Source organism: Enterobacter cloacae complex sp. IR5458 (assembly GCF_049238025.1).
GTDB lineage: Bacteria > Pseudomonadota > Gammaproteobacteria > Enterobacterales > Enterobacteriaceae > Enterobacter > Enterobacter kobei.
Map to the genome: position 1 here is coordinate 111,178 of NZ_JBMKIF010000004.1, position 13,986 is coordinate 125,163.

A 13,986-nucleotide genomic window follows, 5' to 3' on the forward strand; every position below is an offset into this window, starting at 1 on the left:
TATTTTCATCCGCCGTCTGCTGTCAACCGTTCTGGTAGAAAATGTTATTTATTTGTGATGACTTTCCCGCCTCCCGCGGGTAAAAAATGCAACTTTTACCCTTTTTATCTTCCCGTTTCGCTCAACTTAGTATAAAAAAGCAGGCTATTTCGTCTATCCCGTTTAAGACTTGCATACCCAGGAGCTCCACCTTGAACATTTCCAGGATTTCCCGTCTGGCGTTAGCGCTCGCCTTTGGCGTGACCTTATCCGCATGCAGTTCAACACCACCGGATCAGCTGCCTTCTGAGCAGGTAGCACCGGGCACCGCGTCCCGCCCGATTTTGTCCGCTGATGAAGCGAAGAACTTCGACCGTGCCCACTACTTCTCAGCGATGGATCCTAACGCTGCGCCGTGGACACCGTCTTCTATTAACCTGCCGAAACAGCCTGACTTCGTGGTTGGCCCGGCTGGCGCCCAGGGCGTAACGCACACGTCCATTCAGGCAGCGGTTGACGCGGCCATTACCAAACACAGCGCCTCTCGCCAGTACATCGCGATCCTGCCGGGCGAATACGAAGGCACCGTGTATGTTCCGGCCGCGCCAGGCAGCATCACCCTTTACGGTCTGGGCGAAAAAGCAATCGACGTGAAAATTGGCCTGGCGATTGATTCCGAAATCGACAGCACCACCTGGCGTCGCCTGGTGAACCCGGCCGGTAAATATATGCCAGGTAAACCGGCTTGGTACATGTTTGATAACTGCCAGAGCAAGCGTTCCGCTACCGTTGGCCTGATGTGCTCGGCGGTATTCTGGTCCCAAAATAATGGTCTGCAGCTGCAAAACCTGACCATTCAAAATACCCTCGGCGACAGCGTCGATGCCGGTACTCACCAGGCCGTCGCGCTGCGTAGTGATGGCGATAAGGTGCAGATTAACAACGTCAACATTCTGGGCCGTCAGAATACATTCTTCGTGACCAACAGCGATGTTAAGAACACGCTGCAGAACAACCGCCTGACCCGTACGCTGGTAACCAACAGCTACGTTGAAGGTGACGTGGATCTGGTGTCCGGTCGCGGCGCGGTGGTATTTGAAAACACCGATTTCCGCGTGGTGAACTCGCGCACTCAGCAGGAAGGTTACGTGTTTGCGCCAGCAACACAGTCTAACCTGTTCTACGGCTTCCTGGCCGTTAACAGCCGCTTCAACGCTGCCGGTGACGGCGTGGCACAGCTGGGTCGCTCCCTGGATGTGGACTCTGCCACTAACGGTCAGGTCGTGATCCGCGACAGCGTGATCAACGAAGGCTTTAACATGGCGAAGCCGTGGGCTGATGCCGCGATCTCCAAACGTCCGTTCTCCGGCAATACCGGTGCGGTGGATGATAAAGGGAACGTCCAGCGCAATCTGAATGACGCGAACTTCAACCGCATGTGGGAATACAACAACCGCGGTCTGGGTAGCAAGGTGGTTGCAGAGCCGAAGCAGTAAGATGAGAGTAAAAGGGGGATTTTAATCCCCCTTTTTACTGCGACTGAATGCGTCAGGCACCAAACTTAAGATACGCATCCAATAGTTGCATAATCGCAACCATGAGTTGCAGGAACAGAATTGCCCATTCCACACCGCTCATACGCCACTCCTTTGGTATAGAGCACTTCTCCTCTGCCTTACCTTTCCGCTGCCTGTCACCAGAGGTGTGTTGGCTATGTTTTGATGTGCTCCGCAGTTTAGGCACTGTCGGCACCACCCGACAGCCAGGACTTAAAAAGGATCCTGAATTGCGGAACTGCAACACATCAAACCAACGAACAGAATGATATCAAACCATTACTGTATATAAAAACAGTTATGGAGAGTTTAGGAATCTATAAAGAAAAAACAAATATCTCATTGATTATATTAATTATTTTTGCGCACCGTCGCTTGAGAACGTCTTTTCTTCATTGGTGATGAATTTACATCGTCTTAAGTCAACATTATGATAATCAGGTTGGTTACGTTTTGATGTGCTCTACCCGGCTACCACCGGGCATAAAAAAACCTCGCATTCGCGAGGTTTTTTGTTTCAGGCCAATTAGTGAGCGTTGACCAGGACCCACATCGGACCCTGGCCTACGGCGTAGCGTCCTTTTTCTTCCAGCAGACCCTGTACGCCTTTGATTTCATACAGCGCGATATGGTGGGATTTCTGCCCTGCCGCAATCAGGTATTTACCGCTGTGATCGATATTAAAGCCACGCGGCTGAGTTTCCGTTGGCTGGAAACCTTCAATGGCCAGCACGCTGCCATCTTCGGAGACGCTGAAGACGGTAATCAGGCTGGAGGTACGGTCGCAGGCATACAGATGACGGCCGTCAGGCGTAATGTGGATATCCGCCGCCCAGCGGGTGTCAGAGAAGTCAGACGGCATCATATCCAGCGTCTGCACGCATTCGATCTGACCGTTTGGATCTTTCAGCTCCCACACGTCTACCGAACTGTTCAGTTCGTTTACCACATAGGCATACTGCTGGTTCGGGTGGAAGACCATATGGCGTGGGCCTGCGCCCTCAACGGTAGTCACTTCAGCCGGGTTTTGCGCCACCAGGTGACCATCGTCGCTCAGGGTAAACAGGCAGATGCGATCCTGCTTCAGTGCAGGCACCCACAGCGTGCGGTTGTCCGGAGAGATATTCGCCGAGTGACACCCTTCCAGTCCTTCCACCACGTCGACTGTGTCGACCGGAATGCCGTCGTCAAGGCGGGTCACGCTGACGCAGCCCGCATTGTAAGAGCCGCTAAAGATGAAACGCCCTTTACGATCGGTCGAGATGTGGGTCGGGCTGCCCGGCAGCGGCGCTTCGGCAGTGTAGGTCAGCGCACCGTCGTCCGGCGAGATGCGGTAGGCCAGCACCCGGAACTCAGGGCGTACGCCAACATAGAGAAAACGTTTATCCGGGCTGACGACCATTGGCTGTACTTGCCCCGGAACATCAACAACCTGAACCAGCGTGAGCGAACCTTCTGCATTCAAACGCCAGACGTGGATCTGCTGACTTTCAGGACTGGCGGTATAAACGGTTTGTTTCATGAATACTCCTTTCCTCACTGCGCGTGAAAGTGATTATTTTTAACGGTGAATGCTGAATTTTAGCCAGGAATTTTGCAGCGATTTACTCTCGGTGTAACATCGCCTGAGACCTAAAATTCAACATTAACCCGGAAGAACATATGACCTCGCGTGTGATTGCCCTGGATTTAGACGGAACATTACTGACCCCTCAGAAAACCCTGCTTCCCTCCTCCCTTGAAGCGCTTAAACGAGCCCAGGAAGCCGGGTATCAACTCCTTATCGTAACGGGTCGACATCACGTTGCCATTCATCCTTTTTATCAGGCACTGGCGTTAGATACACCTGCAATTTGTTGTAATGGCACTTATTTGTATGATTATCAGGCAAAAAAGGTTTTAGCTTCCGACCCGCTACCGGTTCCTCAGGCGCTGCAACTGATTGATCTGCTGGATGAGCATGCCATTCATGGCCTGATGTATGTGGACAACGCGATGCTGTACGAGCGCCCTACAGGCCATGTGGTGCGCACCAGTAACTGGGCACTTTCGCTGCCGGAAGCGCAGCGTCCGGTCTTTACCCAGGTGTCCTCCCTGCGCCAGGCCGCTCAGGATGTTGACGCTATCTGGAAATTCGCCCTGACGGATGAAGACACCACCAAACTGAATACCTTCGCGAAACAGGTTGAACAGACCCTGGGTCTGGAATGTGAATGGTCATGGCACGATCAGGTAGATATTGCCCGTAAAGGCAACAGCAAGGGCAAGCGCCTGACGCAGTACGTGGAATCTCAGGGAGGGTCGATGCGTGACGTGATTGCCTTTGGCGATAACTATAACGATATCAGTATGCTGGAGGCTGCCGGTACCGGCGTGGCGATGGGCAACGCCGATGACGCGGTGAAAGCGCGCGCTAACGTGGTGATTGGCGATAACACCACCGATAGCATCGCGCAGTACATTTATACCCACCTGCTGTAATCAGGCAGTGATCGAGACGCTCTTGATTTGCGCGTAAAGCCACAGGCCGGGCTTGATACCTAACTCGTCCCTGGCCCACGGGCTGATGCGCGCCCAGAGCGTCCTGCTTCCCACCTCAAGCTTCACTTCCACCTGACCGTTATCATCAAAGCACTCCGCCACTTTGGCGCGCAGAATATTACGAATGCTGGTTTGCAGCGGCGGTTGCAGCACCAGCGAGACGTCCGATGCCTGAATGCGAATACGCAGCGCGGACTGTAACGGCTTGTCGACCTTGTTCACCCACAGATGCTGGTCGCCCAGCGCCAGCGCGGTCATCGCATAATGCGGGTGGTGTTCCAGCACGCTCACTTTCAGGATACTGCTCTGCTGCTCCTTTGGAAGCCAGGGATGCATCACGCTGCTTCCCCACACCTCTTCCAGGTTGCCAAAGGCCTTTACGCTGCCCTCTTCCAGTACCAGCACTTTGTCGGCCAGATGGAGGATCTCATCCAGCGAGTGGCTGACGTAGAGCATGGGAATGTTAATCTCGCGGGTCAGGCGCTGCAGGTAGGGCAGCAGTTCACGTTTACGCGGAATATCCAGCGAAGCCAGCGGTTCGTCGAGCAACAGCAGCTCGGGTGCGGTCAGCAAGGCACGGCCAATCGCCACACGCTGTTTTTCTCCACCGGAAAGAGAGGAAGGCAGCCTGTCGAGCAGAGGCTCAATACCTAACAGCGTCACCAGCTTATCAAACTGCCCGGCCATACTTTTGGCCATACCGTAGCGCAGGTTGCCGCGCACGCTGTAGTGCGGGAACAAGCGCGCGTCCTGGAAAACATAGCCGATGCGACGTTTATCCGGCGAGAGGTATATTTTGTTCTCCACGTCATTCAGAACGCGGTCATTCAGAACAATTCGCCCTGACTGCGGGCGTGTCAGGCCGCTAATCGCATTAATCAGAGAGGTTTTTCCCGCACCGGAGACGCCAAAAATGGCGGTGATGCCGCTTGCAGGCAGCGTCTCGTTAAGCGTCAGCGTGTGGTTCCCCAGCGTCTGGGTGAAATTCAGTTCCAGCATCCTTATTTCCCCATCCGTTCGCGACTCAGCCGCGCCAGCCATTCAGACACCAGCAGCGAAGCCAGGGCCAGGACGATTGAGATGATGCACAGTCGCGCCGCCGCGCCTTCTCCGCCGGGTGTTTGAATCAGGGTGTACATGGCTGACGGAATCGTTCGCGTCTCACCGGGAATGTTCGATACAAACGTGATGGTCGCGCCGAACTCGCCCAGCGAACGGGCAAACGCCAGTACCGTGCCAACTATAATCCCCGGCAGCGTAAGCGGGAGCGTGATGGTGAAAAAGACGCGCCAGCGCCCGGCACCCAGCGTGCGGGCCGCCTGTTCGAGCTTCATGTCCACCCCTTCCAGCGCGAGGCGGATCGCCCTCACCATCAGCGGAAATGACATCACCGCCGCGGCCAGTACCGCACCGCGCCAGCTAAAGGCGAACGTCAGACCAAACCAGTCGTAGAGCTTCTCGCCGATAAAACCGCGTCGCCCCATCGAAATCAGCAACAGATAGCCGACCACCACGGGGGGTAAAACGAGCGGGAGATGAAGTACGCTGTCGAGCAGCGCTTTGCCGGGAAACCGGCAGCGCACCAGTAACCAGGCAAAGAAGATCCCAAAGGGCAAACTCAGCGCAACCGCCAGGGAAGAGACTTTAAGGCTCAGCAGAACAGCCTGCCATTCAGGATCGGTCAATATCATCAGTGAGTCGTAAATCCATAACGTTTAAAGATTGCGGACGCTTCTGGCCCCTTCAGGTAATCGCGAAAGGCCGTCACGGTCGCGTTTTTATGTCCATCAACAATCGCGACAGGATATTCCACTTTCTTGTGGGAGTCTGCCGGGAACGTTGCAACCACTTTCACACCCTTGCTGGCAACGGCATCAGAGCCATATACAATCCCCAGCGGGGCTTCGTTGCGTTCCACCAGCGCCAGCGCACCGCGTACATCTTCCGCCGGCGCCAGTTTCGGCGACAATGTCTCCCACGCGCCCAGTTTTTGCAGCGCTTCTTTGGCGTAGATCCCCGCCGGAACATGCTCCGGATCGCCCACCGCCAGACGGCCACCGTTAAGCAGGCTCATCCAGTTGGTCTCTTTGTTAATGGTAATATCCGCCTGCGCGCTGGCTTTTGGTGCCACCACAACCAGGCTATTCCCCAGCAGCGTTTCGCGGGTTGCCGGATCAATTGATTTCTTCTCCGCCGCGTAATCCATCCATTTCTGATCGGCTGAAATGAACAGATCCGCCGGTGCCCCCGCTTCTATCTGGCGCGCAAGCGTAGATGAAGAGGCGAAAGAGGAGACAACATCGACGTTTTTCTCTTTTTTATACGCCGCCGCAATATCCTGCAGCGCGTTGGTCAGCGACGCCGCCGCAAAAACCGTAATTTTTCCGTCGTCCGCCAGCGCCTGCCCGGCAAGTGAAAGCGTCAGCGTTGCCCCAGCGAAAAGACGTACCCATGAACGTGCCATTTGTAGCTCCTGTATATAGCGTTATATAGACGATAATATAACGATATCTTCATGGAGATCCCAGCGCTATATCGTACCGCTCAAGGGGTAAGCTGGACTGATTCTTAATACTATCGGAGAAAATGAGAAAAGCTTGAGAGCAAAACGCCCGGGCTAGCCGGGCGTTTTGAAGGGAATCAATGCTGCTTTTTAGCCTGGTCTTTGTGACCAATGTTCGAAAAGAGGTTGAACACTTCACCCAGGCCGTAGATGGCACCGAGGATGATGGCCATCACTACTGGCACCATGATCACGGCGAATACCAGACTTTTCAACAACTCTAACATGGTTTTCTCCAGATATTGTGAAGGGCTTATTCTACCCTGAAAAGTAAGAAAAACATCCCCTTTTGTGCGGTAGCCTTTGCGCCCCGCACCATTTGGGTCACAATATCCTTTTTGCCAGGACACTGTTATGCAGGCCGAAATTCTTCTTACTCTCCGACTACAGCAAAAGCTTTTTGCCGACCCCAGACGTATAGCCCTGCTTAAACAAATAGAACAAACGGGCTCGATTAGCCAGGGGGCAAAGAATGCCGGGATCAGCTATAAAAGCGCCTGGGATGCCATCAATGAAATGAACACCCTGAGCGAACACCCGCTGGTGGACAGAGCCACGGGCGGTAAGGGCGGTGGCGGCGCCAGGGTGACGCGCTACGGCCAGCGCCTGATTCAGCTTTACGATCTTCTGGGCCAGATCCAGCAAAAAGCGTTTGATGTTCTGAGTGATGACGATAGCGTTCCACTGGACAGTTTGCTGGCCGCCATTTCCCGCTTCTCGTTACAAACCAGCGCCCGCAACCAGTGGTTTGGTACGGTGACGGCGCGCGATAATCTTCAGATACAACAGCATGTTGAGATCCTGCTTGCCGATGGAACAACGCGTCTGAAAGCCGCAATCACCGCGCAGAGTGCAGAGCGCCTTGGCCTGGATGAAGGTAAAGAGGTGCTGGTGTTACTGAAAGCGCCATGGGTCAATATCACGCGTAATCCCGACACGGCACAGGCAGCGGATAACCAGCTATCGGGCGCAATCAGCCATATTGAACGCGGCAAGGCGCAATGCGAAGTGCTTATGACGCTGGCGGACGGACAATCACTCTGCGCGACGGTACCTTGCAGCGAGGCGGACGGCTTAGAAGAAGGTGCTGTCGTCACCGCATATTTCAACGCAGACCGGGTGATTATCGCCACATTGTGCTGAGCGCATTGACAACCGCGCTGACAGTGAGTATCCCTGACATCTGTTGCTGCAAAAAATGGGATAAATCATGGCATTATTGCATATTTCGCAAGGTACGTTTCGTCTTAGCGATACCCGGACGCTGGCGATTGCTGATTTGACAATACGCGCGGGTGAAAGCTGGGCGTTTGTTGGCACTAACGGCAGCGGTAAATCCGCGCTGGCCCGTGCGCTGGCGGGGGAACTCACCCTCCTCAAAGGGGAATACCAGAGCGACGTTACGCGCCTGACGCGCCTCTCTTTTGAACAACTGCAAAAGCTGGTGAGCGACGAATGGCAGCGCAACAATACCGATTTACTCAGTCCTGGAGAAGAAGATACCGGCCGTACAACGGCGGAAATTATCCAGGATGAGGTGAAAGATCCTGCCCGCTGTCAGCGCCTGGCTGAACAGTTCGGCATTACCGCCCTGCTCAACCGACGCTTCAAATATCTTTCTACCGGCGAAACGCGGAAAACCCTGCTTTGCCAGGCGCTGATGAGCGAGCCTGAGTTGCTGATCCTCGACGAACCGTTCGACGGCCTTGACGTCCAGTCCAGGGCGCAGCTGGCGCATCTGCTGGGCTCGCTTAATCAGCAGGGATATACCCTTGTGCTGGTACTTAACCGCTTTGATGAGATTCCGGATTTTGTCCAGCATGCCGGTGTGCTGGCCGACTGCCATCTGACCGAGACGGGCGAAAAGTCGGCGCTGCTTAAGCAGGCGCTGATCGCCCAGCTCGCGCACAGTGAACAGCTCGACGGCATCACCCTTCCGGAACCCGATGCCCCGTCAGCCCGCCACGCGCTCGATCCTCACCAGCCACGCATCGTGCTGCGTGATGGTATCGTCTCTTATGACGACCGCCCGATCCTTAACCATCTTAGCTGGACGGTGAATCCGGGCGAGCACTGGCAGATTGTCGGCCCGAATGGCGCGGGAAAATCCACGCTGCTGAGCCTCATCACCGGCGACCATCCGCAGGGCTATAGCAACGATCTCACGTTGTTTGGCCGTCGTCGCGGCAGCGGTGAAACCATCTGGGATATTAAAAAACATATCGGCTACGTCAGCAGCAGCCTGCATCTGGATTACCGGGTCAGTACCACGGTACGTAACGTGATCCTCTCCGGGTATTTTGACTCCATCGGAATTTATCAGGCGGTGTCGGACAAGCAGCACAAGCTGGCCCAGCAGTGGCTGGATATTCTGGGGATGGATAGCCGGGTGGCTGACGCGCCGTTTCACAGTTTGTCATGGGGGCAGCAGCGCCTGGCATTGATCGTTCGCGCGCTGGTAAAACACCCGACACTGTTAATTCTGGATGAGCCCCTGCAGGGTCTGGATCCGCTAAACCGCCAGCTGATTCGTCGCTTTGTGGATATTCTCATTGCCGAGGGTGAAACCCAACTGCTGTTTGTTTCACACCATGCCGAGGATGCCCCTTCCTGTATCACCCATCGTCTTGAGTTCATTCCGGACGGCGAGCGCTATCGCTATCTTCTCAGCCACATCGACTAACCGTGGAGGGCCCCGCCCTCCTCTTTTCAGATAACTTGCATCAATACAACACTATCTCTTTGATCTAGAATGGTCTGAGTGATTGAAAAAGCGAGTTTGAAAACGAGTGTAAACGATTCCACTATTTTATCCCATGTCACACTTTTAGCGTCTCTGTTATGCTATGGTTATTACATACCATAAGCCTAATGGAGCGAATCATGCGAGTTCTGGTAACAGGTGGTAGCGGTTACATCGGAAGTCATACCTGTGTGCAACTGCTGCAAAATGGTCACGATGTGATCATCCTCGACAACCTGTGCAATAGTAAGCGCAGCGTGCTGCCGGTGATTGAACGTCTTGGCGGGAAACAACCCACTTTCGTGGAAGGCGACATCCGCAACGAAGCGCTGATGACCGAAATCCTTCACGACCACGCCATTGAAGCGGTGATCCACTTCGCCGGTCTGAAAGCCGTCGGTGAATCCGTTGCGAAGCCGCTTGAGTATTACGACAACAACGTCAACGGTACCCTGCGTCTCATCTCCGCCATGCGTGCGGCGAACGTTAAAAACTTTATCTTCAGCTCCTCCGCCACCGTCTATGGCGATCAGCCAAAAATCCCCTACGTTGAAAGTTTCCCGACCGGCACGCCACAAAGCCCGTACGGCAAAAGCAAGCTGATGGTGGAACAGATCCTGACCGATCTGCAAAAAGCGCAGCCGGAATGGAGCATCGCCTTGCTGCGCTACTTCAACCCGGTCGGCGCCCATCCGTCTGGCGATATGGGTGAAGATCCGCAGGGCATCCCGAACAACCTGATGCCGTATATCGCCCAGGTGGCGGTAGGCCGTCGTGAGTCGCTGGCGATTTTTGGTAACGACTACCCAACCCAGGACGGCACCGGCGTGCGCGACTATATCCACGTGATGGATCTGGCCGACGGTCACGTTGCGGCCATGCAACAGCTGGCAGATAAACCGGGCGTGCATATTTACAACCTCGGCGCCGGGGTCGGCAGCAGCGTGCTGGACGTGGTTAACGCCTTCAGCAAAGCCTGCGGTAAGCCAGTGAACTACCACTTCGCACCGCGTCGTGATGGTGACCTGCCCGCTTACTGGGCGGATGCCACTAAAGCCGACAAAGAGCTTAACTGGCGTGTTACCCGCACGCTTGATGAAATGGCACAGGATACCTGGCACTGGCAGTCACGCCACCCGCAAGGCTATCCGGACTAAGGATCCTTCATGACTTCGTTTAATCCCGTCGATCATCCGCATCGTCGTTTTAACCCGTTAAGCGGACAATGGATTTTGGTGTCTCCGCATCGCGCCAAGCGCCCCTGGCAGGGGGCGCAAGAGACGCCTGCGAAACAAACGCTACCGCAGCATGACCCGGATTGCTTCCTGTGTCCGGGCAACACGCGCGTCACCGGAGATAAAAACCCGGACTACAAAGGCACCTTCGTCTTCACCAACGATTTTGCTGCGCTAATGACCGACACGCCGGACGCGCCCGCGAGCCATGACCCGCTGATGCGCTGTGAAAGCGCGCGGGGTACCAGCCGCGTGATCTGCTTCTCGCCCGATCACAGCAAAACGCTGCCGGAGCTGAGCGTTGAGGCACTGAAAGAGGTGATCGGCACCTGGCAGGCACAAACCGCTGAGCTGGGGCAGACTTACCCGTGGGTGCAGGTATTTGAAAACAAAGGTGCGGCGATGGGCTGCTCCAACCCGCATCCGCACGGCCAGATCTGGGCGAACAGCTTCCTGCCTAACGAAGCCGAACGCGAAGACCGCCTGCAAAAAGCCTATTTCGAGGAAAACGGCTCACCCATGCTGGTTGATTACACCCAGCGTGAGCTGGCCGATGGCAGCCGTACCGTGGTGGAAACCGAACACTGGCTCGCCGTCGTACCTTACTGGGCCGCCTGGCCGTTTGAAACGCTGCTGTTGCCGAAAGCGCACATACAGCGCATGACCGATCTCAGCGACGCACAGCGCGACGACCTTGCGCTGGCGCTGAAGAAACTGACCAGCCGTTACGACAACCTGTTCCAGTGCTCTTTCCCGTATTCCATGGGCTGGCACGGCGCACCGTTTAACGGTGAAGAGAACCAACACTGGCAGCTGCATGCCCATTTCTATCCGCCACTGCTTCGCTCTGCGACGGTACGTAAGTTCATGGTGGGCTATGAAATGCTGGCGGAAACCCAGCGTGACCTGACGGCGGAACAGGCAGCCGAACGTCTGCGTGCCGTGAGTGACGTCCACTATCGCGAATCAGGAGTCTAAAAAATGAGTCTGAAAGATAAAACACAATCCCTGTTTGCTGAGAAATTTGGCTACCCTGCCACCCATGTTATTCAGGCGCCTGGCCGCGTCAATCTGATCGGTGAACATACTGACTACAACGACGGTTTTGTGCTGCCGTGTGCCATTGATTACCAGACGGTTATTAGTTGCGCAAAGCGCGACGACCGTAACGTCCGCGTAATAGCGGCGGATTACGGTAACGAAACCGACGAGTTTTCCCTTGATGCCCCCATTGTGACGCACGACAGCCAGCAGTGGTCTAACTATGTGCGCGGCGTGGTGAAGCATCTGCAGAAGCGTAACAAGAACTTTGGCGGTGCGGATTTAGTGATCAGCGGCAACGTGCCACAGGGCGCGGGCTTAAGCTCCTCTGCCTCTCTGGAAGTCGCCGTGGGGACCGTGTTCCAGCAGCTTTATCATCTGCCGCTGGACGGGGCGCAAATCGCCCTTAACGGTCAGGAAGCAGAAAACCAGTTCGTGGGCTGTAACTGCGGCATTATGGACCAGCTGATCTCCGCGCTGGGCAAAAAAGAGCACGCGCTGCTGATCGACTGCCGCTCGCTTGGCACCAAAGCCGTTCCGCTGCCCAAAGGCGCGGCTGTTGTGATTATCAACAGTAATTTTAAGCGCACGCTGGTGGGCAGCGAGTACAACACCCGCCGCGAGCAGTGTGAAACCGGTGCACGCTTCTTCCAGCAGCCCGCCCTGCGCGACGTGACGCTTGATGAATTCAATAAGGTTGCGCATGAGCTGGATCCGGTTGTCGCCAGACGCGTTCGTCACGTGCTGACGGAGAACGCCCGTACCGTTGAAGCCGCGTCCGCGCTGGCGAAAGGCGACCTGAAACGCATGGGAGAACTGATGGCTGAATCGCATGCCTCCATGCGCGATGACTTTGAAATCACCGTCCCGCAAATTGATACCCTGGTTGAGATCGTCAAAGCGACCATCGGCGATAAAGGCGGCGTGCGCATGACCGGCGGCGGCTTCGGGGGCTGCATCGTTGCGCTGGTACCGGAAGAGCTGGTCCCTGCCGTACAGGATGCCGTGACGAAGCAGTACGAAGCAAAGACAGGTATTAAAGAAACCTTCTATGTATGTAAAGCATCACAAGGAGCCGGACAGTGCTAAACGAAACACCTACTCTCGCACCGGATGGTCTGCCGTATCGCCTGTTAACCCTGCGCAACCGCGCAGGGATGGTGGTTACGCTGATGGACTGGGGTGCAACCCTGCTCTCCGCCCGCGTACCGATGCCGGACGGCAGCGTGCGTGAAACGCTGCTCGGCTGTGCATCGCCTGAGCAGTATGTTAACCAATCGGCTTTTCTGGGAGCGTCCGTCGGCCGCTATGCCAACCGCATCGCTAAAAGCCGTTTCGAACTCGACGGCGTGGCGTACCCTCTCCTTCCAAGTCAGGGTGAGAACCAGCTTCACGGCGGACCGGAAGGGTTTGATAAACGCCGCTGGAAAATTGTCCGTCAAAATGACAGCGAAGTGCTGTTCTCGCTGGATTCACCTGATGGCGATCAGGGCTTCCCGGGCAACCTTATCGCCTCCGCACGCTTCACGCTGACCGACGACAACCGAATCGCCATCGAATACCGTGCCACGGTCGACAAGCCGTGTCCGGTTAACCTGACTAACCATGCCTACTTTAATCTGGACGGCAACCAGTGCGACGTGCGCAACCACAAGCTGCAAATCCTTGCGGACGCGTACCTGCCGGTTGACGAAATGGGCATACCGTATCAGGGCCTGAAGCAGGTGAACGACACCAGCTTCGACTTCCGCAATGCGAAAGCTATTGCACAGGATTTCCTGAGTGATGACGATCAGCGCAAGGTGAAAGGCTACGACCACGCTTTCCTGTTGCAGGCCAAAGGCGATCTCAGCCAGCCCGCCGCGCAGGTCTGGTCTGCTGACGAGAAGCTGCAGATGACCGTTTATACCACCGCCCCTGCCCTGCAGTTCTACTCAGGTAACTATCTAGGCGGCACAACGGCACGCGAACACAATGAATACAGCGACTGGCAGGGTCTGGCACTGGAGAGCGAGTTCCTGCCTGACAGCCCGAATCATCCGGAATGGCCGCAGCCAGATTGCGTTCTGCGCCCGGGTGAAGAGTACGTGAGCGTCACCGAGTATCATTTCATTCCGCGCGCTTAACGACAGGCCCTCACATCGAGGGCTTTTTTCTGCTCCCCTTGCTGAAAATAGCGCCGATCGCAGACAAAATCATAACCCTGGATTCACAAGCATCTTACACTCGGAGACTATTTTCGCTATGGTTAGGGTTAAGCGTTGCTGCTGGCCTGGCCACAGCAATATAATGAGAATTGTTATCATTCTAAAAATGCTTGAGGAGTAA

At 55.4% G+C, this 13,986-nt stretch carries 14 protein-coding genes; 8 read left to right on the forward strand and 6 right to left on the reverse strand.

All coding sequences use genetic code 11. From position 1 onward, the window contains the following. The first annotated feature begins 191 nt into the window (after positions 1–191). On the forward strand, positions 192–1,475 hold the full coding sequence (locus ACOTYN_RS04585) for a putative acyl-CoA thioester hydrolase (RefSeq protein ID WP_032637155.1): 1,284 nt from the start codon (positions 192–194) through the stop codon (positions 1,473–1,475). Between the two features lie 52 nt (positions 1,476–1,527). Here the strand turns inward: ACOTYN_RS04585 and tisB are convergent, their stop codons facing one another. After that, positions 1,528–1,617 (reverse strand): type I toxin-antitoxin system toxin TisB, encoded by a 90-nt coding sequence (gene tisB, locus ACOTYN_RS04590; protein ID WP_023332440.1) that lies wholly within the window; start codon positions 1,615–1,617, stop codon positions 1,528–1,530. Positions 1,618–2,061: 444 nt separating this feature from the next. Beyond that, entirely contained in the window at positions 2,062–3,057 is a 996-nt protein-coding gene (pgl, locus tag ACOTYN_RS04595; RefSeq protein ID WP_023338174.1) for a 6-phosphogluconolactonase, read from the reverse strand. A 140-nt stretch (positions 3,058–3,197) separates the two neighbouring features. Here pgl and ACOTYN_RS04600 point away from each other — a divergent pair, with 140 nt between their 5' ends. Further along, positions 3,198–4,016 carry a pyridoxal phosphatase gene (locus ACOTYN_RS04600; RefSeq protein WP_032637158.1) on the forward strand — a complete coding sequence of 273 codons (819 nt, stop codon included), beginning with the start codon at positions 3,198–3,200 and terminating at the stop codon, positions 4,014–4,016. Here ACOTYN_RS04600 and modC read toward each other — a convergent pair whose 3' ends face one another. From modC to ACOTYN_RS04620, 4 genes are all read right to left on the reverse strand, one after another. Next, a complete protein-coding gene (gene modC / locus ACOTYN_RS04605; RefSeq protein WP_032637159.1) occupies positions 4,017–5,075 on the reverse strand; it encodes a molybdenum ABC transporter ATP-binding protein ModC in 1,059 nt (352 codons plus the stop codon). Between the two features lie 2 nt (positions 5,076–5,077). Beyond that, positions 5,078–5,767, reverse strand: coding sequence for a molybdate ABC transporter permease subunit (gene modB, locus ACOTYN_RS04610; protein WP_032637160.1), 690 nt, complete (start codon positions 5,765–5,767; stop codon positions 5,078–5,080). Continuing rightward, on the reverse strand, positions 5,767–6,540 hold the full coding sequence (modA, locus tag ACOTYN_RS04615) for a molybdate ABC transporter substrate-binding protein (protein WP_071922464.1): 774 nt from the start codon (positions 6,538–6,540) through the stop codon (positions 5,767–5,769). The genes modB and modA overlap by 1 nt, the downstream gene beginning before the upstream one ends. A gap of 176 nt (positions 6,541–6,716) precedes the next feature. Then, a complete protein-coding gene (locus ACOTYN_RS04620) occupies positions 6,717–6,866 on the reverse strand; it encodes an AcrZ family multidrug efflux pump-associated protein (protein ID WP_014883059.1) in 150 nt (49 codons plus the stop codon). A 127-nt stretch (positions 6,867–6,993) separates the two neighbouring features. Here ACOTYN_RS04620 and modE point away from each other — a divergent pair, with 127 nt between their 5' ends. From modE to galM, 6 genes are all read left to right on the forward strand, one after another. Then, positions 6,994–7,782 carry a molybdenum-dependent transcriptional regulator gene (gene modE, locus ACOTYN_RS04625; RefSeq protein WP_023332436.1) on the forward strand — a complete coding sequence of 263 codons (789 nt, stop codon included), beginning with the start codon at positions 6,994–6,996 and terminating at the stop codon, positions 7,780–7,782. Positions 7,783–7,849: 67 nt separating this feature from the next. After that, positions 7,850–9,322: a molybdate ABC transporter ATP-binding protein ModF gene (gene modF, locus ACOTYN_RS04630; RefSeq protein WP_023332435.1), complete on the forward strand. Its 1,473-nt coding sequence runs from the start codon at positions 7,850–7,852 to the stop codon at positions 9,320–9,322. Between the two features lie 200 nt (positions 9,323–9,522). Continuing rightward, the gene (gene galE, locus ACOTYN_RS04635) at positions 9,523–10,539 is read left to right on the forward strand and encodes a UDP-glucose 4-epimerase GalE (protein WP_023332434.1); all 1,017 of its coding nucleotides are present in this window, start codon (positions 9,523–9,525) and stop codon (positions 10,537–10,539) included. 9 nt (positions 10,540–10,548) lie between these two features. Then, positions 10,549–11,595: a galactose-1-phosphate uridylyltransferase gene (gene galT / locus ACOTYN_RS04640; RefSeq protein ID WP_023332433.1), complete on the forward strand. Its 1,047-nt coding sequence runs from the start codon at positions 10,549–10,551 to the stop codon at positions 11,593–11,595. Positions 11,596–11,598: 3 nt separating this feature from the next. Continuing rightward, positions 11,599–12,747, forward strand: a complete 1,149-nt coding sequence (gene galK, locus ACOTYN_RS04645; RefSeq protein WP_014883054.1) for a galactokinase — start codon at positions 11,599–11,601, stop codon at positions 12,745–12,747. Further along, complete coding sequence (gene galM, locus ACOTYN_RS04650) at positions 12,741–13,784, forward strand: galactose-1-epimerase (RefSeq protein ID WP_045269874.1); 1,044 nt, start codon at positions 12,741–12,743, stop codon at positions 13,782–13,784. Before galK ends, galM begins: the two co-directional genes overlap by 7 nt. Positions 13,785–13,986: the final 202 nt, after the last annotated feature.

Coding starts and splice junctions, on each gene's coding strand:
- galT (WP_023332433.1), top strand. CDS start 10,549: ATGACTTCGTTTAATCCCGTCGATCATCCGCATCGTCGTTTTAACCCG.
- modC (WP_032637159.1), bottom strand. CDS start 5,075: ATGCTGGAACTGAATTTCACCCAGACGCTGGGGAACCACACGCTGACG.
- ACOTYN_RS04600 (WP_032637158.1), top strand. CDS start 3,198: ATGACCTCGCGTGTGATTGCCCTGGATTTAGACGGAACATTACTGACC.
- pgl (WP_023338174.1), bottom strand. CDS start 3,057: ATGAAACAAACCGTTTATACCGCCAGTCCTGAAAGTCAGCAGATCCAC.
- modB (WP_032637160.1), bottom strand. CDS start 5,767: ATGATATTGACCGATCCTGAATGGCAGGCTGTTCTGCTGAGCCTTAAA.
- modA (WP_071922464.1), bottom strand. CDS start 6,540: ATGGCACGTTCATGGGTACGTCTTTTCGCTGGGGCAACGCTGACGCTT.
- tisB (WP_023332440.1), bottom strand. CDS start 1,617: ATGAGCGGTGTGGAATGGGCAATTCTGTTCCTGCAACTCATGGTTGCG.
- ACOTYN_RS04620 (WP_014883059.1), bottom strand. CDS start 6,866: ATGTTAGAGTTGTTGAAAAGTCTGGTATTCGCCGTGATCATGGTGCCA.
- modE (WP_023332436.1), top strand. CDS start 6,994: ATGCAGGCCGAAATTCTTCTTACTCTCCGACTACAGCAAAAGCTTTTT.
- galK (WP_014883054.1), top strand. CDS start 11,599: ATGAGTCTGAAAGATAAAACACAATCCCTGTTTGCTGAGAAATTTGGC.
- modF (WP_023332435.1), top strand. CDS start 7,850: ATGGCATTATTGCATATTTCGCAAGGTACGTTTCGTCTTAGCGATACC.
- galE (WP_023332434.1), top strand. CDS start 9,523: ATGCGAGTTCTGGTAACAGGTGGTAGCGGTTACATCGGAAGTCATACC.